This window comes from Luteolibacter sp. Y139 (assembly GCF_038066715.1).
In the GTDB taxonomy this organism is placed as follows: domain Bacteria; phylum Verrucomicrobiota; class Verrucomicrobiia; order Verrucomicrobiales; family Akkermansiaceae; genus Haloferula; species Haloferula soli.
Genome location: NZ_JBBUKT010000006.1, coordinates 334,903 through 355,341 on the forward strand (window position 1 = coordinate 334,903; position 20,439 = coordinate 355,341).

General features: G+C 62.3%; 17 protein-coding genes. 7 read left to right on the forward strand and 10 right to left on the reverse strand.

Features of this window, described 5'->3' with window-relative positions; translation table 11 throughout:
• Positions 1-123 precede the first annotated feature (123 nt).
• On the forward strand, positions 124-2,214 hold the full coding sequence (gene fusA / locus WKV53_RS16905; RefSeq protein ID WP_341405955.1) for an elongation factor G: 2,091 nt from the start codon (positions 124-126) through the stop codon (positions 2,212-2,214).
• A 117-nt stretch (positions 2,215-2,331) separates the two neighbouring features.
• Here the strand turns inward: fusA and WKV53_RS16910 are convergent, their stop codons facing one another.
• From WKV53_RS16910 to WKV53_RS16940, 7 genes are all read right to left on the reverse strand, one after another.
• Positions 2,332-2,763 carry a GNAT family N-acetyltransferase gene (locus tag WKV53_RS16910; protein ID WP_341405956.1) on the reverse strand — a complete coding sequence of 144 codons (432 nt, stop codon included), beginning with the start codon at positions 2,761-2,763 and terminating at the stop codon, positions 2,332-2,334.
• A gap of 15 nt (positions 2,764-2,778) precedes the next feature.
• Positions 2,779-3,825, reverse strand: a complete 1,047-nt coding sequence (locus WKV53_RS16915; protein ID WP_341405957.1) for a LacI family DNA-binding transcriptional regulator — start codon at positions 3,823-3,825, stop codon at positions 2,779-2,781.
• Positions 3,826-3,897: 72 nt separating this feature from the next.
• A complete protein-coding gene (locus WKV53_RS16920; protein WP_341405958.1) occupies positions 3,898-4,464 on the reverse strand; it encodes a PqiC family protein in 567 nt (188 codons plus the stop codon).
• A 14-nt stretch (positions 4,465-4,478) separates the two neighbouring features.
• Positions 4,479-6,134: a PqiB family protein gene (locus WKV53_RS16925; protein ID WP_341405959.1), complete on the reverse strand. Its 1,656-nt coding sequence runs from the start codon at positions 6,132-6,134 to the stop codon at positions 4,479-4,481.
• The gene (locus WKV53_RS16930) at positions 6,131-6,757 is read right to left on the reverse strand and encodes a paraquat-inducible protein A (protein WP_341405960.1); all 627 of its coding nucleotides are present in this window, start codon (positions 6,755-6,757) and stop codon (positions 6,131-6,133) included. The genes WKV53_RS16925 and WKV53_RS16930 overlap by 4 nt, the downstream gene beginning before the upstream one ends.
• Positions 6,757-7,416: a paraquat-inducible protein A gene (locus WKV53_RS16935; protein WP_341405961.1), complete on the reverse strand. Its 660-nt coding sequence runs from the start codon at positions 7,414-7,416 to the stop codon at positions 6,757-6,759. Before WKV53_RS16935 ends, WKV53_RS16930 begins: the two co-directional genes overlap by 1 nt.
• Before the next feature lie 26 nt (positions 7,417-7,442).
• A complete protein-coding gene (locus tag WKV53_RS16940) occupies positions 7,443-8,255 on the reverse strand; it encodes a hypothetical protein (RefSeq protein ID WP_341405962.1) in 813 nt (270 codons plus the stop codon).
• Here WKV53_RS16940 and WKV53_RS16945 point away from each other — a divergent pair.
• The 5 genes from WKV53_RS16945 to WKV53_RS16965 all read left to right on the forward strand — a co-directional run bounded on the left by WKV53_RS16945 (position 8,236) and on the right by WKV53_RS16965 (position 13,936).
• Complete coding sequence (locus tag WKV53_RS16945) at positions 8,236-8,688, forward strand: DUF3147 family protein (protein ID WP_341405963.1); 453 nt, start codon at positions 8,236-8,238, stop codon at positions 8,686-8,688. The genes WKV53_RS16940 and WKV53_RS16945 overlap by 20 nt on opposite strands.
• Positions 8,689-8,854: 166 nt before the next feature.
• Entirely contained in the window at positions 8,855-9,067 is a 213-nt protein-coding gene (locus WKV53_RS16950) for a DNA-directed RNA polymerase subunit omega (protein ID WP_341405964.1), read from the forward strand.
• Positions 9,068-9,110: 43 nt separating this feature from the next.
• Positions 9,111-9,569, forward strand: coding sequence for an SsrA-binding protein SmpB (smpB, locus tag WKV53_RS16955; RefSeq protein WP_341405965.1), 459 nt, complete (start codon positions 9,111-9,113; stop codon positions 9,567-9,569).
• Positions 9,570-9,698: 129 nt separating this feature from the next.
• Positions 9,699-12,683, forward strand: coding sequence for an ATP-binding protein (locus WKV53_RS16960; protein WP_341405966.1), 2,985 nt, complete (start codon positions 9,699-9,701; stop codon positions 12,681-12,683).
• Between the two features lie 62 nt (positions 12,684-12,745).
• Entirely contained in the window at positions 12,746-13,936 is a 1,191-nt protein-coding gene (locus WKV53_RS16965; protein WP_341405967.1) for a 1-acyl-sn-glycerol-3-phosphate acyltransferase, read from the forward strand.
• A 7-nt stretch (positions 13,937-13,943) separates the two neighbouring features.
• Here WKV53_RS16965 and WKV53_RS16970 read toward each other — a convergent pair whose 3' ends face one another.
• The 3 genes from WKV53_RS16970 to WKV53_RS16980 all read right to left on the reverse strand — a co-directional run bounded on the left by WKV53_RS16970 (position 13,944) and on the right by WKV53_RS16980 (position 19,501).
• Positions 13,944-16,166: an ATP-binding protein gene (locus WKV53_RS16970; protein WP_341405968.1), complete on the reverse strand. Its 2,223-nt coding sequence runs from the start codon at positions 16,164-16,166 to the stop codon at positions 13,944-13,946.
• The gene (locus tag WKV53_RS16975; RefSeq protein WP_341405969.1) at positions 16,163-16,744 is read right to left on the reverse strand and encodes a biliverdin-producing heme oxygenase; all 582 of its coding nucleotides are present in this window, start codon (positions 16,742-16,744) and stop codon (positions 16,163-16,165) included. The genes WKV53_RS16970 and WKV53_RS16975 overlap by 4 nt, the downstream gene beginning before the upstream one ends.
• Before the next feature lie 159 nt (positions 16,745-16,903).
• Complete coding sequence (locus WKV53_RS16980) at positions 16,904-19,501, reverse strand: glycosyl hydrolase (protein ID WP_341405970.1); 2,598 nt, start codon at positions 19,499-19,501, stop codon at positions 16,904-16,906.
• Positions 19,502-19,646: 145 nt separating this feature from the next.
• Between WKV53_RS16980 and WKV53_RS16985 the strand changes: the two genes are divergently transcribed.
• Positions 19,647-20,348 (forward strand): DNA alkylation repair protein, encoded by a 702-nt coding sequence (locus WKV53_RS16985; RefSeq protein ID WP_341405971.1) that lies wholly within the window; start codon positions 19,647-19,649, stop codon positions 20,346-20,348.
• Positions 20,349-20,439: the final 91 nt, after the last annotated feature.

Consider the following 20,439-nt stretch of genomic DNA (forward strand, 5'->3'; position numbering starts at 1 on the left):
AGCAGGGTCAGAGACGGAAATGGGCTCAAAATCCGAGAGTCCGGGGTTGCCATTCTGCGACTTCCGACTATGGAAGTCGCCCCGGCGCGTTCCGGCTGCCCCAACCACATCACACTCAAGAGCATGAAGGACCTCACCAAATACCGCAACATAGGCATTTTCGCTCACGTGGATGCGGGCAAGACCACCACCACCGAGCGTATTCTCAAGCTCACCGGCAAGATCCACAAGATCGGTGAGGTTCACGACGGCGCTTCCACCATGGACTTCATGGAACAGGAAGCCGAGCGCGGCATCACCATCCAGTCCGCCGCCACCACCTGCTTCTGGAAGGGTCACCAATTCAACGTCATCGACACCCCGGGCCACGTTGACTTCACCATCGAAGTCTATCGCTCGCTGAAGGTTCTCGACGGCGGCGTCGGCGTATTCTGCGGATCCGGCGGCGTGGAGCCCCAGTCCGAGACGAACTGGCGCTACGCAAACGATTCCAAGGTTTCCCGCGTTATCTACGTCAACAAGCTCGACCGTATCGGTGCCGACTTCTACCGGGTGATCGCCCAGGTGAAGAAGATCCTCGGTGCGACTCCGCTCGTCATGGTCCTGCCGATCGGCACGGAGAGCGATTTCATCGGCGTGGTCGACCTTCTCACGATGAAGGCCCACATCTGGGACGAATCCGGCCAGCCGGAAAACTTCAAGATCGAGGAAATCCCCGCCGACCTGGTGGACAAGGCCAATGAATACCGTGCCCAGCTCATCGAGACTGCCGTCGAGCAGGACGACGTGCTGATGGAAGCCTATCTGGAAGGCAACGAGCCCTCCATCGAGGACATCAAGAAGTGCATCCGCAAGGGCACCATCGATCTCGCGTTCTTCCCGACCTACTGCGGTTCCTCCTTCAAGAACAAGGGTCTCCAACTCGTGCTCGATGCCGTGGTGGACTACCTTCCCGCGCCGACCGATGTGCGTCCACTTCCCGAAGTGGACGAAGAAGGCAATGAAACCGGCAAGTTCGCCATCATCGACCCGACCGCTCCTTTCCGTGGTCTGGCCTTCAAGATCATGGACGACAAGTTCGGCGCGCTGACCTTCACCCGCATCTACTCGGGCACGATCAAGAAGGGCGACACCGTTCTGAATTCCTTCACTGGCAAGACCGAGCGCATCAGCCGCATGGTCGAAATGCACGCCGACGACCGCAAGGAAATCGAGTCTGCCCAAGCCGGTGACATCGTCGCCCTGGTCGGTCTCAAGAACGTGCAGACCGGCCACACCCTTTGTGACGAGAAGAACCCGGCCACGCTCGAGCCGATGGTGTTCCCGGATCCCGTGATCTCGATCGCTGTCGCTCCGAAGGACAAGGCCAACGCCGAGAAGCTGGCCAACGCTGTTGGCAAGATGATCCAGGAAGACCCGTCTTTCCGCGTCGAAACAGACGAGGAGACCAATGAGATGATCCTCAAGGGAATGGGTGAGCTCCACCTCGACATCAAGATCGACATCCTCAAGCGCACCCACAAGGTCGAGGTCACCGTGGGCGCCCCTCAGGTCGCCTACCGCGAAACCATCACCAAGGCGGTCTCCGACAGCTACACCCACAAGAAGCAGTCCGGTGGTTCCGGTCAGTACGCGAAGATCGACTACACCATCGAGCCCGGCGAACCTGGCACCGGCTTCATCTTCGAATCGAAGGTCGTCGGCGGCAGCATTCCGAAGGAGTTCATCCCGGCTGTCGACAAGGGCTTCAAGACCTCCGTCGACAAGGGACCGCTTGCCGGCTACCCGTGCTTGGACTTCAAGGTCACGCTCAACGAAGGTGGTTTCCACGCCGTGGACTCCAGCAACATCGCGTTCGAAATCGCTGCCAAGGCTGCCTATCGCCAGACCATGCCGAAGTGCGCGCCGCAGATCCTCGAGCCGATGATGAAGCTCGATGTGTTCGCTCCGGAAGAGAAGGTGGGTGATGTGATCGGCGACCTCAACCGTCGCCGGGGCATGATCCAAGGCCAGGAGCCGACCCCGGGTGGTGTCCGCGTGAAGGCGGAAGCTCCGCTTTCCGCGATGTTCGGCTACATCGGTGACCTGCGCACCATGACCTCCGGTCGTGGCCAGTTCTCGATGGAGTTCAGCCACTACGCTCCTTGCCCGAAGAACGTCTCCGACGAGGTCATCAAGGCCGCCAAGGAGCGCGAAGAGGCGAAGCGGAAGTAATTCGCGAGCCGTTGTTTTACCAAAGGCCCGCCATCCGCAAGGGTGGCGGGCTTTTTTGTGATGTAGCGGCGATTATGGACGCGCCGCTACATGAGAGGGATGTCCCGGAACGGCTTCTCAGCCCAGTCGCTTCTCCATCCGCACGTGCGGGATGCCGACTTCGGTGAAGGTCTCGCCGACGACGTGATAGCCGCTATTCTGATAGAAGCCGGTCGCTCCCTCGCGGGCGTTCAGCGCGAGATGGTGTATGCCTTCCGCCAAGAGGCGCCGCTCGACTTCTTCTAACAGCGCACGGCCACAGCCCTGTCCACGAAGGCTGGGATCGACCCACATCTGGCGGAGTTTTGCGGTGTCCGTCCGGGTTGGATTCGCGATTAGCCCGCCGAGGATGACTTCATTCCAAAGCAGGGCGAAGTGGCGCTGTGTTTCTTCACCGGCGAGATCCTCTTCGCTCATTCGCAAGCCGATCGGCTGGCGCAGATGCAGGTCGCGCAGCCGCACGAGTTCAAGATAGCCGGGGCTGCCATGAGGGATCTCAACGATGGCCATGCCCGGTGTCATGACTCAGGCCTCGGCTGGCCCCACGCTTTCCCGGGGCGTGTAGACGGTGGCGAATACTTCCTGACGCGGTGGCAGTGCGGTAGGATCGGCTGCTTCGATGCGCGAGATCAAGAGGTCCGCCGCGGTGCGGGTGATCTTCTTGTAGCGCTGGCGGATCGAAGTGAGCGTGATCGGCAGGTAGGAGCAGAGCGGCACGTCATCGACGCCGACGATGGAGAGGTCGGCGGGAATCGAAAGACCGGCCTCGATAGCGGCGCGCATAGCTCCGATGGCGGCGAGGTCGTTCATGGCGAACAACGCGGTCGGCCGCTTGTCGGGGCGCTTCTTCAGGAAACCGGCAAAGGTCTCGCAGGCGCTCTCGACCGTGTGACCGGTGCGGAGGATATCGATATTACCGGCAGGAATGCCGCGGGCTGCGAGCATCTCTTGGAAGAGGCGCGGGCGCTGGCCGTCGGCTTGGCCTTCCGCAAGTGCGCTGACAAAGGCGAATCGCTTGTGGCCGAGCTGGCAGAGGGCTTCGACGGCATCGGTCAGGCCCTGGGTGAAGTCGGAGAGCACGGCATCGACCGGGATCGGTTTCTCGGGGATGCCGTTGCCGAGGACGACCACGGGCTGTTTCGCCTCGGCGATGGTGGCGAGCTCGGGGCGGAAGACTTCGTTGTCGGAAAGCCACAGCACGCTGCCGTCGACTTCTAAGTCTTCGAGATCGGCGAAGAGGTGCTTCTCGCGGACGAGCGAGGAGCGGCAGTTTTCCACGAGCAGGTCGTAGCCGCGTTCCTCGACGGCGGCTTCAAGCTCGTCCGCCAGAGTCGAGAAGAAGGGGTTGGTGAGGTCCTGAATGAGCAGACCGATCGTGTGATAGCGGCCGGAGCGCAGCGCGCGCGCTGTCTTGGATGGCCGGTAGCCGAGCTCGCGTGCTGCTTGGAAAACACGGGCTTCGGTCTCCTTCGACGCCCAGGAATTGGGCCGGCGATTGAGAATGGTGGAGGCCGTGTTGACGGCCACACCGGCGCGCTCGGCGACATCTTTGAGGCGAATCCGCTTATTCATGCAGGAACAGTTCCTATCCGGTGATTCCGGTGTAGGAACTGATTCGTGGCAAGAGGATTCCGGGACACGCTGCTACTTCAGCGTCGCAGCGATCTCGCCGGCGAGTTGGCCTAGCAGGCGGCTTTGTGCCGCGGCCATCTCGTCGTAGCCGTCCTTCTTCATCGGCTCGCTGCCGGACCAGCTCTTCGAGGTGATCATGCGGCGGTCGGGCAGGGAATAGACGCGCCATGCGGCGTCGAGCACGGCTTCACCATTGGAGGTGCCATGGAGCTGGCGGATATCGATGCTGACCTGATAGCGGATCTCGCCATCGCTGCCCCATGGGTAGACGCGGACATTGCCGGTGCCGAGACGGCGGCCGAGGTTGGTCGCGGTGACGCGGGCAATGTTCTCCTCGAGGTCACCGGCCCAGCGATGGGACTCGGCGACGGCCATGCGGTTGCCGCTCTCCTGATAGACGAGATTGGCGCGATCAAGATAACCGGCGAGGGAAATGGGGCCAACCCCGACACCCATGCCACCTCCAGAAGGCGGTGGGCCTTCCGGGGTGAGGACGTAGAAGGACTTGGCGGGGGCGCAGGAGAAAAGCTGCATCGCCAGGGCGCCAATGATGCCGAGTTTGAAGAGGGAGCGGAGCATGGCTGGAAAGGGTGTTATCGCTTTGCGCGCGGCTTTGGATCTCCGGAGCCTTCGCGACCGAAGAGCAGGGAGTTCGGCTTTTCTTCGATGGAGTCGGAGAGGACCTTGAAGGAGCGGAGAGCGGCGCGGAGTTCGTCGAGGGTGCGGGCGAGGTCGCCTTGCATCGCGCCATTCGGCCCGAGGCTGTCGACGCTGCTGCGGACTTGCTTGAGCGTGGCTTGCAGCTCGGCGGTTAGATTCTGGGTCTCGTCCTTGGCGAGCAGCTTCTTGGCTTGGGCGAGCGCGCCTTCGGCTTCATCGAGCGTGCCACGGACATCCTTGACGGTGATGGCGATTTCGTCGGCGGCGGTGCCGAACTTGTTCAAGGTCTCGTCCAGCGGAAGGGCTTCGATCTTGGCGAGGATGGCATTGACCTTGTCCTGGAGCTGGGCGAGGCCGGAGGCATCAGCGGTCGGGATTACGTCGTATTCGCCGAGCTTGACCAGTTCGGCCGGAGCGACGCCAGGTACGAAGTCGAAATCCACATAGAGTGCACCGGTAAGCAGCGAGCCGGTGCTGAGCTTGGCGCGCAGGCCACGGCGGACACATTCGGCAAGGGTGTCGGTCGGTGCCTGGATGTTCTCGACGGCTTTCCGGAGGGTCTCGGAATCAATTTCGACTACTACCGGCACACGCGAGTCGCCGGGCGGCGAGTGCCTGAAGCTGATCTCGGATACCCGGCCGAGATGGATGCCGCGGAATTCGACCGGAGCTCCAATCGAAAGGCCGCGGACCGATTGGTCGAAGAACAGGAGGACGCGACGATCCGGCTTGAAGATGGATTTCTCCGCGGCTTCCTGATCCGGATAGAGCTGGAAGACCGCGCCGTCCTGCACTGGTGCGCCGGGGTCACCGCCTTTCGGCACGGAAAAGACCGCGCCGCCAGAAAGCATGGCCTGGAACGATGGCGTGCTAACCTTCACGCCATCGGCACCGGCCGTGACATCGATGCCGCTGGTGTTCCAGAAGCAGGTGCCTTGGCTGACGAGCGAGGAGTATTCGTCCTTCAGGAAGATATCAAAGCGGATCCGGCGGTTGGCGATGTCTAGCGTGCGGCGCTCCACGCGGCCGACTTCGAAGCCGCGGTAGTAGATGGGCGCGCCAACCGCCAAGGAACCGGCGTCTTCCGAGATCAGAGTGAGGCGCAAGCCTGGCACGCTCGCGGGAGTGACCGGGGGCTCCTCCAGACCATCGTAGTGATTCACCGTCTGGTTTCCGTCGCCGGGCTCGAGTTCAAGGTAGGCGCCTTCGATGAGCGTGCTCGCGCCGGAAAGGGAGCCGGCGGAAAGGCGTGCCTTCACCACCCAGAAGCGGGTGCCCTGGCGTAGCAGATGGGCCGAGCCGGGGTCCATGCGAACTTCCGCGACCACGGAGAGGAGATCGTCGGCCAGGTCGATCTTCTCCAGCATGCCGACCCGGACGGAACGGCAGCGAACCTCGGTGGCGCCTGCCTTGATGCTGTCGGCAGTCTCGAAGCGGACGTAGGCAAGCGGTCCGCGCCCGGCGTAGTGCTTCCACACCAGGCTGCCTGCTACGATGAGGGCAAGCAAGGGCACCACCCACACGCTGCTCCAGCGGCGGCGGTGGCGGACGATGGCGCGCGGTTCGTGCTCGGGCGTCTCTTCGGTCATGGGGTATCGGATAGGTCACGACCCAGGTGCTGGTCCCACAGCAGGCGGGGGTCGAAGCTGATGGCGGCGAACATGGTCAGAATGACGACCGCTGCAAAGGAAAGGATCGCCGGACCGGGCAAGACATTAGAAAGCGCGCCGACCTGCACCAGCGCCACCAGGATGGAGACGACAAAGACGTCCACCATCGACCAGCGGCCGACGAGCTCGGTGATGTGATAGAGCCGGGTGAGGTTTTTCGGCGAGGTGTGGGTCTTTCCCGCAGCGGCGAAGCAGAGCCAGCAAAGGGCGATCATCTTCAGCACCGGGATCATGATGCTGGCGGAGAAGATGATGACGGCCACGAGGAAGTCGCCCTTCTTCCAGAAATTCAGCACGCCGGACATGATCGTATCGTGCGAGGCGCCGCCGATCGTGCCAACCGACATGATCGGAAGCATGTTGGCGGGGAAATAGAGGGCGATCGAAGCGACGAGGAAGCACCAGGTGCGCTCCAGGCTATGGGGTTTTCGCAGGTGCAAGGGGCTATGGCAGCGCGGGCAGTGGCCGAGTTCGACGGGGCTCACCTTCCCGCACAGGTGGCAGGAGGCGAGTCCTTCGGCGGCAGCGCTGCGAATCTCCATCAGTCGTGCTTGTGAAGGGCGATTTCCAGCCGGTCCCACAGTTCCAAGCGGTCGATTCCCGCAACTGCGCAAGCGGTGCAGATCACGAGGCCGGTCATGGCCCACATGCCGGTGCCGAGATGAATGTCGCCGATCGCGCCGAGCTTCAGCAGGGCGATGAGGATACCGAACAAGAAGACCTCCAGCATGCTCCAAGGCTCACAAAGCTGGAACCAGCGGGTCACCACCTTGGCACCGGGGAGGGCGATCCCGAAACGCAGTGGGGCGGACACGTAGAGCAGCCCACCGACCAGCACCAAGGGGGCGACCATCGTGAAGAAGACGGTGCCCACGGCGATCAGCGGATTGCCTTCCCTCAGCATGGCATTGGCAGCCTGGAGGATGGTCAGCTCGTGCCGCACGCTGCCGGAATCGACGGTCACGCTGGGAAAGATGTGGACCAGCACCATGAAGATCAGTGCCGCGGACGAGAAGGCGGTGGCCCGGGCCAGCGAGCGCGGCCGGTTTTGATAGAGCATCTCGCCACAACGGCAGCAGTGCGCGGCATCGCCCTCGTGCAGGCGCGGCGCTTCCTGCAGCGCATCGCAGAAATGGCACGCCACCTGGATGGGTCCCTCTTCGATGCGGGGCCAGGAAAGTCCGGGTGCGAGGCGTTTCATGTGGGGAGACTCGAAATGACCCGGCCTCAAAGAGGCCGCGCATAGGTGCTGCAGCGATTGAGCCAGCCTTCCTTCCAGCGGGCTTCGCCGCGGGCGGGCGGGGAGTTTTCAATGCGGCGGGTCAGCATGCGCTTGGCACTGGCGGAGAATTCGGCGGCGGCGGGTTGGCCGGCGGGGACATCCTTCATGCTGCCGAGCACTTGGAGCAGGCCCCAGCCTTTGCCGTTGTAGCGCTCGCTGGCCTGGATGCCCTCGCCCTTGAAATTCACGTAGTCGATCAGGGCGTAGGTGCCGTTCGCGGTGCTGGCGACCTTGTAGTAGTTCGCCTGAAGGCGGCCGCGGTCGCTGGCAGGAGCGGCGGCGAGCACCTTCGGCAGGGCCGCGCGGGAGCGAGCGATGATGAAGTCGGTCTGGAGCGGCACGGTGCTCGCCAGCCACTGGCGGAGCTGGTCGACCTGCGGGCCGCGGAATTCAGCCTTGGACTTCCATGGGGCGTGGCGCTGGAGGGCGACCGCTGGCGGGTTCGCGCCCTGCTGGCGGGCGAAGGCGACGAATTGCGGCCAGCTTTCCTCAAAGCGGCCGTTGAAGCCCTCGGGATACCAGATGAAGTGGCCGATTCCCAGAGACGGGAATTCCTCGCCAGCATTCCAGGTGGTCAGGCCGGCGACGGTGCCGCCGCATTCGTTTTGCCAGATTTTCTTCCCGATGGCCGCCTTCTGGGCCCCGGTCAGATTCGTCGCGGCAGCGGCGGGCGCGGCGGAGGCGGTGCCGGGCAGGGCGACCGGTCCGCAGGCGGCCACGGCGAGCACGAGGGGGAGGATGAAACGGAAAGGTTGCACGGGGGCGTATTTCCGCGAGTTTCGCCCCGACCGCAAGCAGGACATGGACAAGACCGAACTAATCAACGCGCTCAAGATGACCCCGAAGGATGTGGTGAAGCTCATCATCACTGCCTTCATCATTCTGGTGGTCACCAAGGTGCAGGTGGTGAATGACCGGCTTTCCGCCCTTCTGATCGCGCTGCCCTTCACCTCGCTAATTGCGATGGTCTGGATGCAGGCGGAGAAGCAGGGGAGCCAGCGGATCGCGAATCACTCGGAGGGAACCTTCTGGTTCGTGCTGCCGACCCTGCCGATGTTCCTGATCCTGCCGTGGATGCTCCGCAATGGCTGGGGTTTCTGGGCGGCGCTGGGGGTGAACTGCCTGCTCACGGTTGGCTTTTTCTGGCTCACGGTGGTGATTTTGCGTCGCTTCGGACTGAATCTTATGTGAATTTCACGGGATTTCCGATTTTGCCCTTGTCATTGTAGTAGTGATTTGGTCTCTCCCGCCTTCCGGCCGTCCATGGCCGGTGAGGAATATACGACCCGGCATGTCTGAAGAGAATATCGTCCCCTTCGAGCAGCCGAAGTCTCATTCCCGGTTTCCAGGAACACCCATGAAAAGCGATCTTGTCGAGAAGGCGTCCGAGATTATCAGTGATCCGCTGGTCCTTATCAACATGGTCTCGAAGCGTGTCCGCCAGTTGAACAGCGGCCGCTCGCCGCTGATCCCGACTCGCCCGAGCATGGGCGCGGCTGACATCGCTTTGACCGAAATCATTGAAGGCAAGATCAAGCTCGCAGACCCGGCGCCAGCCGCCGAGGCCTGAGATTGATCGAGCGATTCCGCGCCCGAAGGTGGCGTGAACATCTGTGAGTGCGGAGATTTCCAGTAACCGCAAGGCGCGCCGTGATTTCAATATCTCGGACACGTACGAGGCGGGCATTGAGCTGAAAGGCACCGAGGTCAAATCGATCCGTGCCGGGAAGTCGAACATTTCCGACGCGTTCGCACGGGTCGAGAAGGGCCAGCTCTTCCTCTACGGCTGCGACATCCAGCCTTGGGAAACCGCGGCCAAGTGGTTTCAGCACGAGTCACGTCGTCCGCGGCGACTGCTGGTCCACAAGCGCGAGATCCTCAAGCTGGAGCAGGCGACCGCCATCAAGGGGGCCTCGCTGCCGTGCCTGAAGATGTATTGGAAGAACGGCAAGGTGAAGGTCGAGATCGGCGTCGGCAAGGGCAAGACCCACTCCGACCAGAGGCATGACCTAAAGGCGAAGGTGGAACTGCGCGAGGCACAGCGGGAAGTGGCGCGGTTCAACCGGCAGTGACCCGGATTTGTTGGGGCGAAACGCAACGTTTTGATGCCTTCTCCAAAGTCGGTTTACAGCGAAACTGACTGAGGCTTCTATACCGGGGCGAGCGGCCCACTTGCGGACGCGCGCAAGTGGCCTTCCCTCATGACTTCCTCCGATTCCTCGTCAGGCACTCATCATCCGAACGCCGCAGGTCGAGACCATGCGGAGACGTTGGCGTTCCTCGATCGCCTGACCACGTCGGTGCTCGGGTTGTCCGATCCTGAGGAAATCATCCAGGTCGCGGAGCGTGCGCTCGGTGAGCACCTCAAAGCATCGCGCGTGTTCGTCGCGGAGGCTTCACCCGATGAGCAGTTCGTCACGGTGCCACGCGAATGGCTGGAGGCGGGAATGCCTTCAGTCGCCGGCACTCACCGCTTGGACGACTACGGCGAGCAGCTCTTGAAGGACTACCGGGCTGGCAAGCCCCATATCCGCCGGAATGCGATGCTTGAGAATCCTCCCGGTCCGGAACTTGAGGCGTTGAAGCGCGTCAGGGCGATCGCTGCGATCGATGTGCCGATTCTGATCGATGGACGTTTCCAGATCCTGTTCGTGGTTCATCAGGCGGCGCCGCGGGATTGGACGGAAAGCGAGATTGCCCTCGTCCGCCAGGTGGCTGACCGCACGGCTGCGGAGGTGCATCGGGCGCGGGCCCTGAAGGAGGCACGCGCGGAGCGGGAGAACCTCGCGTCGATCGTCGAGCAGGCCCCTGCTTTCATCTGCGTGCTGAGGGGACCGGATCATGTGCTGGAGCTCGCAAACGACTCTTATCACCGGTTGGCGGGACGGCGGCTCGAGCTTGGGAAGCCGATCCGCGAGGTGCTGCCGGAGGTGGAAGGGCAGGGTTACTTCGAGAAGCTCGATGAGGTGTATCGCACCGGCCAGCCGTTCATCGCGAATGAAGTGCCGGTGACGCTGGCCCACGAGAGGGACGCTGATCGCCATCGCCATGTCAGCTTTGTCTATCAGGCGCTGCGCGGGCCTGATCTGAAGACCAATGGTATCTTCGTCCACGGAGTGGATGTAACCGATCTTCTGAAGAGCCGGCAGGACGTCTTGAATAGCGAGCGGCTGCGCCGGCAGTCACTGGAGGCGGCGGGGGTGGGCTCCTTCAATATCGATCCGGGTGGCAATGACTTGGAGACCGATGAAACCTTTCGTCGCATCTTTGGCTGCCAAGGCGCCTCGCTGACCTATGAGGAAGCATTCGCCATCATTCACCCGGATGATCGGCAACTGGTGCGCGATGCGGTGGCCAAGGCAACCGACCCCGACAATCCTGCACCCTACTATGCGGAATACCGGGTGATCCACCCGGATGGGACGGTGCGATGGGTGGCGGCGCGCGGCAAAACCACCACCCGCGAGACTCCCAACGGCGAACTTCTTACCAGCTTCGATGGTATCGTCGGCGATATCACGGAGCGGAAAAATTCAGAGAACGAGATCGCCTTCCAACGCCACCTTCTGGAATTGGTGTTCCGCGGCTCGCCTGCCGCGATGGCGTTGTGGCGCGGCGAGGATCTCGTATTCGAGCGCGTGAACCCCGACTACCAGGCGCTCTTTGGGCGGCGTGAGCTGTTAGGGCGGCCGCTGATGGAGGCACTGCCGGAACTGGCCGGCCAAGGATTCGATGATCTGCTCTTGAAGGTGCTGAGAACCGGTGAGCCGCATACCGCTACCGAGGTTCTTGCCAAGCTCTCCAAGAGCGATGACGGCCCGGTGGAGGATCGCTATTTCGATTTCACCTACCTCCAGGTGCAGGATCCTTCGGGCAAGCCCTATGGCGTCTACGATCACTCGATTGATGTGACCGAGCGGGTTCTGGCGAGCCGGCGATTGGCAGCCAGCCAGCAGGAACTGGAGCAGGCGCTGCACGAGCGGCAGTCCTTGCTGGATGCGGAACGCTCTGCCCGCAATGACGCCGAGGCGGCGGGGCGTATGAAGGATCAGTTCCTCGCCACGCTCTCGCATGAGCTACGGACACCTCTCAATGCGATTGTCGGCTGGACCCATCTCTTGCAGATCATGCCCGATCTTTCGGAGCGGGTGGCGGAGGGACTCAAGGTCATTTCCCGCAATGCGAAGGCGCAGACGCAGATCATCGAGGACATTCTCGACATGAGCCGGATTGTCAGCGGCAAGCTGACGCTGGATCTCAAGGACGTGGATCTTGCTGGACTGGTCAAAGCGGGCGCGGAGACGGTGCAGCCGACGGCGACGGTGAAGGGCGTGGAGCTCGAGGTATCCCTCGGAGCCTCCGACTATGAGATGCGAGGAGATCCGCATCGTCTCCATCAGGTCTTCTGGAACCTCATCTCGAATGCGGTGAAATTCACGCCGCAAGGTGGGAAGGTCCGGGTCAGTCTCGATCATGCGGGAAGCTCGGTGGTCGTGCGGGTGGCGGACACGGGGGAGGGAATCCCTCCCGAATTCCTTCCTCATGTCTTTGATCGCTTCCGGCAGGCGGATGCCACGACGACGCGCCGTCATGGTGGCCTCGGTCTTGGTCTCGCCATCGTGAAGCAGATCGTGGAACTCCACGGTGGTTCGGTCAGCGCGGAGAGTCCTGGCCCGGGTCAGGGATCGGCTTTCATCGTGAGTCTTCCGGTTTGCGCTCCGGACGACAGCGGGGTGGATGCATCGGTTTCCTTACCCGAGAGAGCTGCCACAGCCGATCACGTGGCATCGGATCGGTTGGCCGGCGTTTCTGTGGTGGCGGTGGATGACGAGCCCGACGCAGTTGCTTTTGTCGAACGTCTTCTCACAGGATGCGGGGCCAAGGTTAGGACCGCCCATTCCGCAGCCGAAGCGCTGGAGCTGATTCGTAACGAGCCGCCCACGGTGATCGTCAGCGACATCGGGATGCCGGGCGAGGATGGCTATGCCTTCATTGGGAAGGTGCGTGCGTTGCCAATCGAGGATGGGGGGCGGACTGCAGCTCTTGCCGTGACCGCTTACGCCAGGACGATCGATCGAGTGAAGGCACTGGAGGCTGGTTTTCAGATGCACATCGCCAAGCCAGTCGAGCCTGCCGAGCTTGTCGCGGCGGTCACTGCCTTGGCCAATCTCCAGCGGCCTGCCTGATCCTCGCAGTTGCGGACGACCTTGGGGCTTGGCTCTTCCGCGCAAGTCTCTAACTTCCTGACATGCGCCGGCTCCGCAATGACCTGCCCTACACCTTCCGGCCGCCAAAGCCGCGGGCGTGGTTCCGGCCACTCGGGTTGTTCGCCAATCGCTTCTACCTCCAACGGAAGTTCGCGGTCACCCGGCTGGATGATTCGGGCTTCGACAAGGTGAAGGAGCTTTCGCGCGCCGGTCATGCCGTGCTGCTGGCCCCGAATCACGCCGACCACTCGGATCCCCATGTGATGACCGAGCTGGTCGCGCGGTATGGGATGAGGTCGCATTTCATGGCGGCCCGCGAGGTTTTCGAGATCAGCAAGCTGGGGTCATTCGCGCTGGAGAGCATGGGTGTTTTCTCCGTCGACCGGGATGGCCCCGATCTGTCCGCCATCAAGACCGCCATCACTCTGTTGGAAAAGAGCAGCGATCCGCTGGTGATTTATCCCGAGGGGGAAATCTATCACCACCACGAGCGGCTCGATCCCTTGCACGAAGGTGTCGCGTCGATCCTGTTGAAAGCCGCCGCTCGGATGAAGGATGGCAAGGAGGCGTTCCTCGTGCCCGTGGGCATTCGCTTTCTCCACGATCCCGCCGTGGAGGCGAGCTTTTGCGATCGCTTGTCGGCGCTGGAGGACCGCATTGGTTGGACGCCGCGACCGGCGATGCCGCTTGACGAGCGGATCGTCCGGCTCGGCACCGGGCTGCTAGGCCTGAAGGAAATGGAGCACACCGGCGAAACCGGCCGCGGTCGCATCCAGGAGCGCCTCGCTTCGTTGTGCGATGCCTTGTTGTCGATCGCCGAGGGACGCCATGGTCGTGATGCGAAAAGCGTCACCGCTCCCGAACGTGTGCGTGGCCAGCGCTATCGCATCCGAAAGCGCCTCCTCGATGCCGAGAAGCCGCCGACCGCCAGCGAGCGAAATGATCTTCTCGATGATCTCGACCGGGTCTTCACCGCACTCCAGGCTCACAGCTACATCGGCGACTACTTCCTCGCCGAGCACACGCTCGACCGTCGCGCCGAGACGATCATGAAGCTGGAGGAGGACTTGCTGGGCTTCCCGAACTATCCGGCACCGCGCACCGCCCGCGTAATCGCCGGCGAGCCGATTCCGGTGAGCAAGATGCTTGTGGCAGAGGAACTCCCAGCGAAGGGAGGAGCCGCGGCGCTGACCGCTCTGTTAGAAGAACGGTTGGGCGGGCTGCTGGTGTGACCGGGATTCAATCGTTCGCAGGACTCACCGAGAAGTAGAAGGTGGAACCGGCCTGGGGCTCGGACTCGACCCAGATCCGGTGGCCGAGCCGCTGGACGACCTGGGCGCAGAAGGCGAGGCCGATGCCGGTGCCCTTCACTTTGTTCGCGCGGTCGCTGAAGAAGTATTCGAAAATCTTGTCCCGCTTTTCCGGCGGTATGCCGCGGCCATCGTCGCGCACGTAGATCACCGTGTCTCCGTTCTCGTCGGCACGGGTTCCGATTTCGATGCGGAGCTGCTTGGACTCGGACCGGGCATGAGTGAGGGCGTTGCGAACCAGATTGCTGAGCAAGTGCTCCATCTGTGACTTCGGCCCGCGGATGCGCGGCAGCGAAAGGATCTGGATTTCTGCGCCTTCCGTGCGGCCGCTTGCTTCGAGTTGCTCGACGACCTCACGGGCCATCTTTGCGAAGTCGATGTCCTCGATGTTCGAGTTCATCTCCGTTTCGGAGAACTCGAGCATGTCGTTGGTGAATTTGGCCAGGTTCGTGAGCGAGGTGCTGGCGAGGCCGGCGAGTTGCGAGACCGTGGAATCCATTCCTTCCTTCCGGCTCTCCAACAACGAGAGTGCCATGATGCCGGACTGGAGCTGATTCTTGACCTCGTGGGCGATGATGCCGGCGAAGCGACGGAGGTCCTGATTGGAGCGTTCGAGCAGGATATTGCGCTTTCTCACCAGCTCCAGGATGCCGGAGCGGACTTCGGTGGTGAGCTGGGTGGTGGAGTCTGGCCATGGCAGCGATTGACCGCGAACGGTCTCTTGCCAGGCGGCAAAGCTGCTTCGCGGCGAGAGGGTGCCGCTGGCATCGCGTGATTTTGCGTTGTTCGGATCGCCCGCCCATTTGACCCGCTGGATCGCTTCATCCCTGAAGAGGACCAACCATGCTTGCTCGCCGAGATGGATTGCCACGAGTCCTGCTGCCCGGGGCAAGCCTTCGGCCAGTGATGGAAACAGGGAAGAGGCCTCGTGGCTGATGAGGATGCCCTCGTTGCGGTGCTTCTCCAACTGCTGCCGCAGCGAGATCAGTTCAAGGTCGTCCGGAGCGGAGCCCTCGGAGCGCAAGCCTTGCGGGGACAGAATCGCGGCCCCGTCCGCCTTGAACAAGTCGCGCTGGGCGGGAAGGGTCCCGCCAAGGCTTCCGACCGGATCCGAGTAGTCCTTCAGGCCGGTGATGAGATCGAGCGCCATCCGGCGGGCCGAGGACATCCGGAGGTTCTCCAAGCTCGCCTGTTTCGCCTTCAGCTGCGCCGACATGACGATGGCGTAGAGACAGGCTGTAGCCCGCACGGCGTAGGAGACGAAGCGCGGCGTGCGATGATGGCAGGCGATGAGTCCCCATAGCTTGCCATCGACCACTAGGGAGATCGAAAGGGAAGCGGCCACTCCCATGTTCTTCAGATACTGCACATGGATCGGCGACATGCTGCGAAGCACTGCGCGGCTCATGTCGAGGGGCGCTCCCGTCTGCGGGTGGAGGGCAGGAACAAGCGGCACCGGAACGGCTTGCACGTCTTGTAGGAGGCGGACCGGATTCTTAAGATACAGCTCGCGCGCCTGTGGAGGGATGTCACTCGCCGGGTAGTGGAGGTCCAGGTAGGGCTCCATCTCCGGCTCCTTCGCCTCGGCGATCACCATCCCGTGATAGTCGGGCGCGAAGTGATAGATCATCACCCGGTCAAAGCCGGTGAAGCCCTTCACCTCGCGTGCCATCACGGCTGCGATGTCGCGCGCATGGCACACGCCGGAGAGTTCCGCGAGGGAGCGATGGACGATCTGCAAGTAGTTGTCCAAGCCCTCGGTCGACTCCATGTCGCGGGGTGATTCAGGATCACGCTCCAATTCGACCACCGTCTCGCCGGTTTCGAGAATGTGGACAATGCCGTCGAAGAACTTTAGTTCGTCGCCCACGGCTACGGGAACGCGGAAGGGGTTCACGTAGGTCGTCGCGGCATCACGCACCAAGCGCTCCACTGCGCCTTGCGCGTCATCAGGGATGAGTTGCAAGAACCGGGTTCCGGGAAGCTCGGTGGCCTCGCGGCCGATCAAGATTCCCGAATTCGCACTGACTTGAAGAATCGTCAGCTTCGCAGTCTCCAGAACGAACAGCACTCCATGAGGCTGGACCGAGCCGGGGATGTGAATCGGCTCGCGGGCGCAATCATCGGTATTCGGAAGCGGTGACTCGTTCATCGGGACACAACGGCGGGGGATCCAGCACCGAAGGCGGTGGCGAATCGCTCGAAAGCTTCGACCGCGGCGGCGGTCGCTGGTTTTACGAAATCGTCTCCGGTATCGAGGCCTTCGAGCCACGAAGCGAAGTCTTTCCAATGGCTGCGGTTCTGGTCGCCAAATCCCCGCATGAAGCGGCAGGTGTCCGCAGGGAGTGGGCCAGCATTTCGCTCGAGTTCCGAGAGCAGAATGGCGCCGCCGTGGATGCTACCCTCCAGCACGTAGAGGAATCCGACGGCCGATGCTGCCTGATGTGATTCATGCCTCATTTCCAGCCGTGGCACCGGATGTCCCAAGGCATGAAGATCGGCGGTCAAGGAGTGATAGCGAGCTTGGCGAGCGGCCAACTGCGGAAGTCCCAAGCTCGCGAGGAGCGCCCAATCAAGCTGGGGCCAGCAAGCGGCCAAGCCTTGGTAAAAGCGCTCCAGATACCGGGCATACGAATCCCTGCTCGCCGTGACTTCTCCTGTGGAAATCTGACGGTCGAGCTGCTGGTGGGACGCTTGAGTGGCGTTCCTCAGTGCTTGCAAGAGGGTCATGGGGCTGCGGTTGGGAACGTCGCTTGAACGCGTGTTCCGGTCTCAACCTGTCCCCAAATCCATGAGGGCGCAATGAATTCGTGCCTCGAAGGACTTCGGTAAAACCGAAGGGTCCCTTAGGAAAAATGTCGCAGTTGCTTGGAAAACAGGAGCTCCCAATTACTTCACCGGCACCAGCGTGACCGGGCCTAGCAGGCCTGACGGCAACGGCTTCCAGCCGGAGGCATCGAAGTTCTTGTAGTCGATGTTCACGAAGTTGATCTCGTGGAATGCCTTCCAAGGGACCTTGCGGCGGTCGAGGTCGGCGATGCGGTTGGCAGCGAGGTTGGTCACTTCAACTTCAAGGACGTTCTTGCCGGTGACTAACAGGTCGCGGACATCCAGCCGGTGCGGAGGTGCCCAGCAGGTGCCGGCGTCCTTGCCGTTGATCCGCACTTTTGCGGTGTGGTCGACCTCGCCGAGGTCGAGTAGGGCGGGAGTTTTCTCCTGCAGGTCGAACTCCAGGCGGTAGAGGGCGGTGCCGGAGAAGTTTTGGTAAGCATCGCCTGCTTGATTGGTCCATGAGCCGAGGGCCGAGGTTTCAAAGGCAGCAGGCAAAGCTGGGCCGCCATCGAGGAAGTTGACCTTCCACATGCCGGTCAGCGCGATGGGTGTGCCGGCGGGTTCTGGATCGGTCCAGCGCGGGCCTTCGGCTTGCTTGTTAGAGTAGGTGCGGATGATGCGAGATTCGCCGAGTGCGAGGACGAGACGGATGCCGTCCTTTGTCTCGGCGACGCCGCTCTTGCCGGTCATGGGATCGAGTAGAACGGCGGACTGATGCGAGCGGGCGAGCTTGATCTTGGCATCGACTGGCTTGCCCGAAGAGTTCACGAGAAAGTAGGCATGGCCGTCGTCCAGGGTGCGGCGAATGAAGCGGATGCCGAGGCTGGCAAGTGCCTCTTCACACGCCGTGCCATCTTTCACGGCGGCGGACTTGGCATCGCCGGGATCGGCTCTGGGGATGGAAGGAAGGCGAGCCCCGGCAGGCATTCCGGGCGCCCGACTCGAACCACCGAAGGACTGTCTCGAAAGCAACTTGATGATGGCTCCTTGTTGCTGGAGCGCTTCGATTCTTTTCGCGGTAGAATCCGGCAAGTGACGGCAGGGGGGAATCAGGAGCTCGCGGTAACGGGCTTTGCCACTGATCAATTGGGCATCCTCGACTTTGATGTCGTCAAGCATTCGATCCGATACGAAGTCGCATGGGATGCCTGCTTTCCATAGATCCATCGCGGCCTGATAGAATTCCGTGGGCTGCAGCCACTTGTCTTGGTTGTGCATCGTGAAGAGCGGCAAGCCTTCGCTGCCATCGCTCCAGATGTCGTGGATCGGAAAATAGAGCAGCACCTCTGCGTCGGGCTTGCCTGACTGGAGGACCGACTGCACGCGGGTCATGTAGGCAGTGAAGGCTGGAAGGTCCTTCCAGAGTCCGCCATTTGGGCCCATGTGGGTTGAGGCGTAGAAAAGCCAGCCGGGCCAGGGAGCATCCTCGGGCGAGTAGGGGATACCGTGGAAGAAGATGTGATTCACTCCGCCAAGCCAGACGAAGTCGGCGGCTTCCTTGAGCTGGGCGGGTGTGACTTGGAAGTGCTCGCCGAGCCAAGTGAAGGTTTCGGCTGAGACGAGTTTTTTGCCGGTCACGTGCGCGGCTGAAGATGCGAACTGGAGCATCGGAATCTGGGCTTCATCCACGTGGCGGAAGATCTCCGTCTCGGGGATATCGGCGACGGCGTAGTGGTCTAACAGATTACCCGGGGAGCCGTGGGCCTGGTTGCGGGTGAGGCTGCCACGCTCCTTTGCCCAATCGTGCCACTTGGCGAGATACTCGCGGTGTAGGTCGCTGAGCGTTTCGCGGTAGTCGGCGCGGACGCGAGCGATGGTTTCGGCATCGCCTTCGCCGTGGAAGGCGGGGAGCTGCGAGCGCAAGTCGTAGCCGCGGAGCTTTTCGAACTGTGCGAGCAAATCATCGGTCCACTCCGCGCCATAGTACTCGAAGGAGTCATGGAAGTGCGCTCGGGGCTCGGGAACATCCGGCCGGTCGAGCGCGGCACTGAAGGGCTTGAGGTAGGACTCGATGGCTGCGGGTGAAAAGGGATCGAGCACCCAACCTGCGCCACCGGGAGCGGCGCGCTTTACTTTCTGAATGGCGTGCTTGGTGACCAGGCCGTGGATGCGCCAGTTGCCCGCCGGGGGCGTCCACTCCAGCTTGCCGTCCTTCACTTGGCTGGTCAGATCGACCGGTTCGCCCTGATCCGGCCATGCGGAAAGCGCTTCCACCTTGCCCTTTGGCAGAGCCAGCGAGAACGGCTTTCCTCCCTCTGCCTTAGCCTTGATGTTTTCCAGCGAGGCCGACGCGTCCTTCTCCTCGACCCATGGTCCGCCGAACGGCCAGCCGGTGCCAGTGGTGAGGTCCACACCCATGCCGAGCCGGGCGGCTTCCTTCGCGGTATGGGCGTAGGCGGCCGTCCATTTGTCGGAAAGGAACGGCAGGTCGCGGTCTTCGTAGCCCTTGGCGCCATAGATGGGACAGATCTCCACGCCGCCTAGGCCGGCCTTGGAAAAGGACTCCAGCTCGCTGGTCAGATTCTTTGCATCCACGCCGCTGCCGAGCCACCACCAGCGGGTCCATGGCTTGGCTTCGTTCGTGACGGTCGGCCAGGCCGTGTCATCGGCGCAGGCGAGGGATGCGAGCAGGAGCAAGGCGAGGGCAGGGCGCATGGAATGAACCCTGAGCAAATCCCCGCGGAGGAGAAGTCTGCAATCCCCCGAAAAGGGTTAGGGATGGATTGAAAAAAGTGCAGTCGCCGGAGAGGAGCGAGGACTGCGGCGTTGCGTGGATCGGGCGGGATGCCCTATGTCAGATATGGCCGCGAAGAAAACCCCGGGAGGGAGTCTTGAAACCGCGCTGGCTGCTCTCAAGGAGCGGGCTACCCAAGCCACCCTTGAGGGGATGGCCCGCTACGCCATTCCCTCCGACCATGCCTTCGGCGTGGCGATGCGGGACGTGCAGGCGGTGGCGAAGTCCCTCGGGAAGAACCATGCGCTCGCTGGCGAGCTGTGGGCGAGCGGGTGGTATGAGGCGCGTCTGCTGGCCTGCTACGTGGACAATCCCGCCGAGGTGACCGCGAAGCAGATGGACGATTGGTTCCGGGACTTCGATAACTGGGCGGTCGTGGACACGGTCTGTTTCGCCCTTTTCAAGCGGGTGCCCCATGCGTGGGGAAAGGTGGAAGCGTGGTCCTCGCGCAAGAAGGAGTTCGAGCGGCGAGGGGCCTTTGCGCTGATGTGGGGACTGGCCGGCGGGGATGGCGAGGATGAGCCGTTTTTCCGCGGGCTCCAGCTCATCGAGCAGGCGGCGACCGACGAGCGGAATTTCGTGAAGAAGGCGGTGAACATGGCCCTGCGGGCCACCGGCAAGCGGAGCTTGCCCCTCCACAAGGCGGCAGTTCAGACCTCGAAACGCCTCGCTGCTTCCGAGAACCCGGCGGCCCGCTGGATCGGGAAGGATGCTTTGAAGGAGCTCGAAAGCCCGAAGGTCGTAGAAAGGCTCAAAAAGGGAGCCTGAGCCGGGTTCGCCCTCAAGACCCGTAATCCGCTGAAAGTGAACTTTCTGTACTGAAATCCGACGTCTTCGGCCGGATTGGCCACAGTCCGCT

Coding starts and splice junctions, on each gene's coding strand:
- WKV53_RS16960 (WP_341405966.1), top strand. CDS start 9,699: ATGACTTCCTCCGATTCCTCGTCAGGCACTCATCATCCGAACGCCGCA.
- WKV53_RS16925 (WP_341405959.1), bottom strand. CDS start 6,134: ATGACCGAAGAGACGCCCGAGCACGAACCGCGCGCCATCGTCCGCCAC.
- WKV53_RS16950 (WP_341405964.1), top strand. CDS start 8,855: ATGAAAAGCGATCTTGTCGAGAAGGCGTCCGAGATTATCAGTGATCCG.
- WKV53_RS16935 (WP_341405961.1), bottom strand. CDS start 7,416: ATGAAACGCCTCGCACCCGGACTTTCCTGGCCCCGCATCGAAGAGGGA.
- WKV53_RS16930 (WP_341405960.1), bottom strand. CDS start 6,757: ATGGAGATTCGCAGCGCTGCCGCCGAAGGACTCGCCTCCTGCCACCTG.
- WKV53_RS16920 (WP_341405958.1), bottom strand. CDS start 4,464: ATGCTCCGCTCCCTCTTCAAACTCGGCATCATTGGCGCCCTGGCGATG.
- WKV53_RS16985 (WP_341405971.1), top strand. CDS start 19,647: ATGGCCGCGAAGAAAACCCCGGGAGGGAGTCTTGAAACCGCGCTGGCT.
- WKV53_RS16910 (WP_341405956.1), bottom strand. CDS start 2,763: ATGGCCATCGTTGAGATCCCTCATGGCAGCCCCGGCTATCTTGAACTC.
- WKV53_RS16980 (WP_341405970.1), bottom strand. CDS start 19,501: ATGCGCCCTGCCCTCGCCTTGCTCCTGCTCGCATCCCTCGCCTGCGCC.
- WKV53_RS16965 (WP_341405967.1), top strand. CDS start 12,746: ATGCGCCGGCTCCGCAATGACCTGCCCTACACCTTCCGGCCGCCAAAG.
- WKV53_RS16975 (WP_341405969.1), bottom strand. CDS start 16,744: ATGACCCTCTTGCAAGCACTGAGGAACGCCACTCAAGCGTCCCACCAG.
- WKV53_RS16915 (WP_341405957.1), bottom strand. CDS start 3,825: ATGAATAAGCGGATTCGCCTCAAAGATGTCGCCGAGCGCGCCGGTGTG.
- fusA (WP_341405955.1), top strand. CDS start 124: ATGAAGGACCTCACCAAATACCGCAACATAGGCATTTTCGCTCACGTG.
- WKV53_RS16970 (WP_341405968.1), bottom strand. CDS start 16,166: ATGAACGAGTCACCGCTTCCGAATACCGATGATTGCGCCCGCGAGCCG.
- WKV53_RS16945 (WP_341405963.1), top strand. CDS start 8,236: ATGAAACGGAAAGGTTGCACGGGGGCGTATTTCCGCGAGTTTCGCCCC.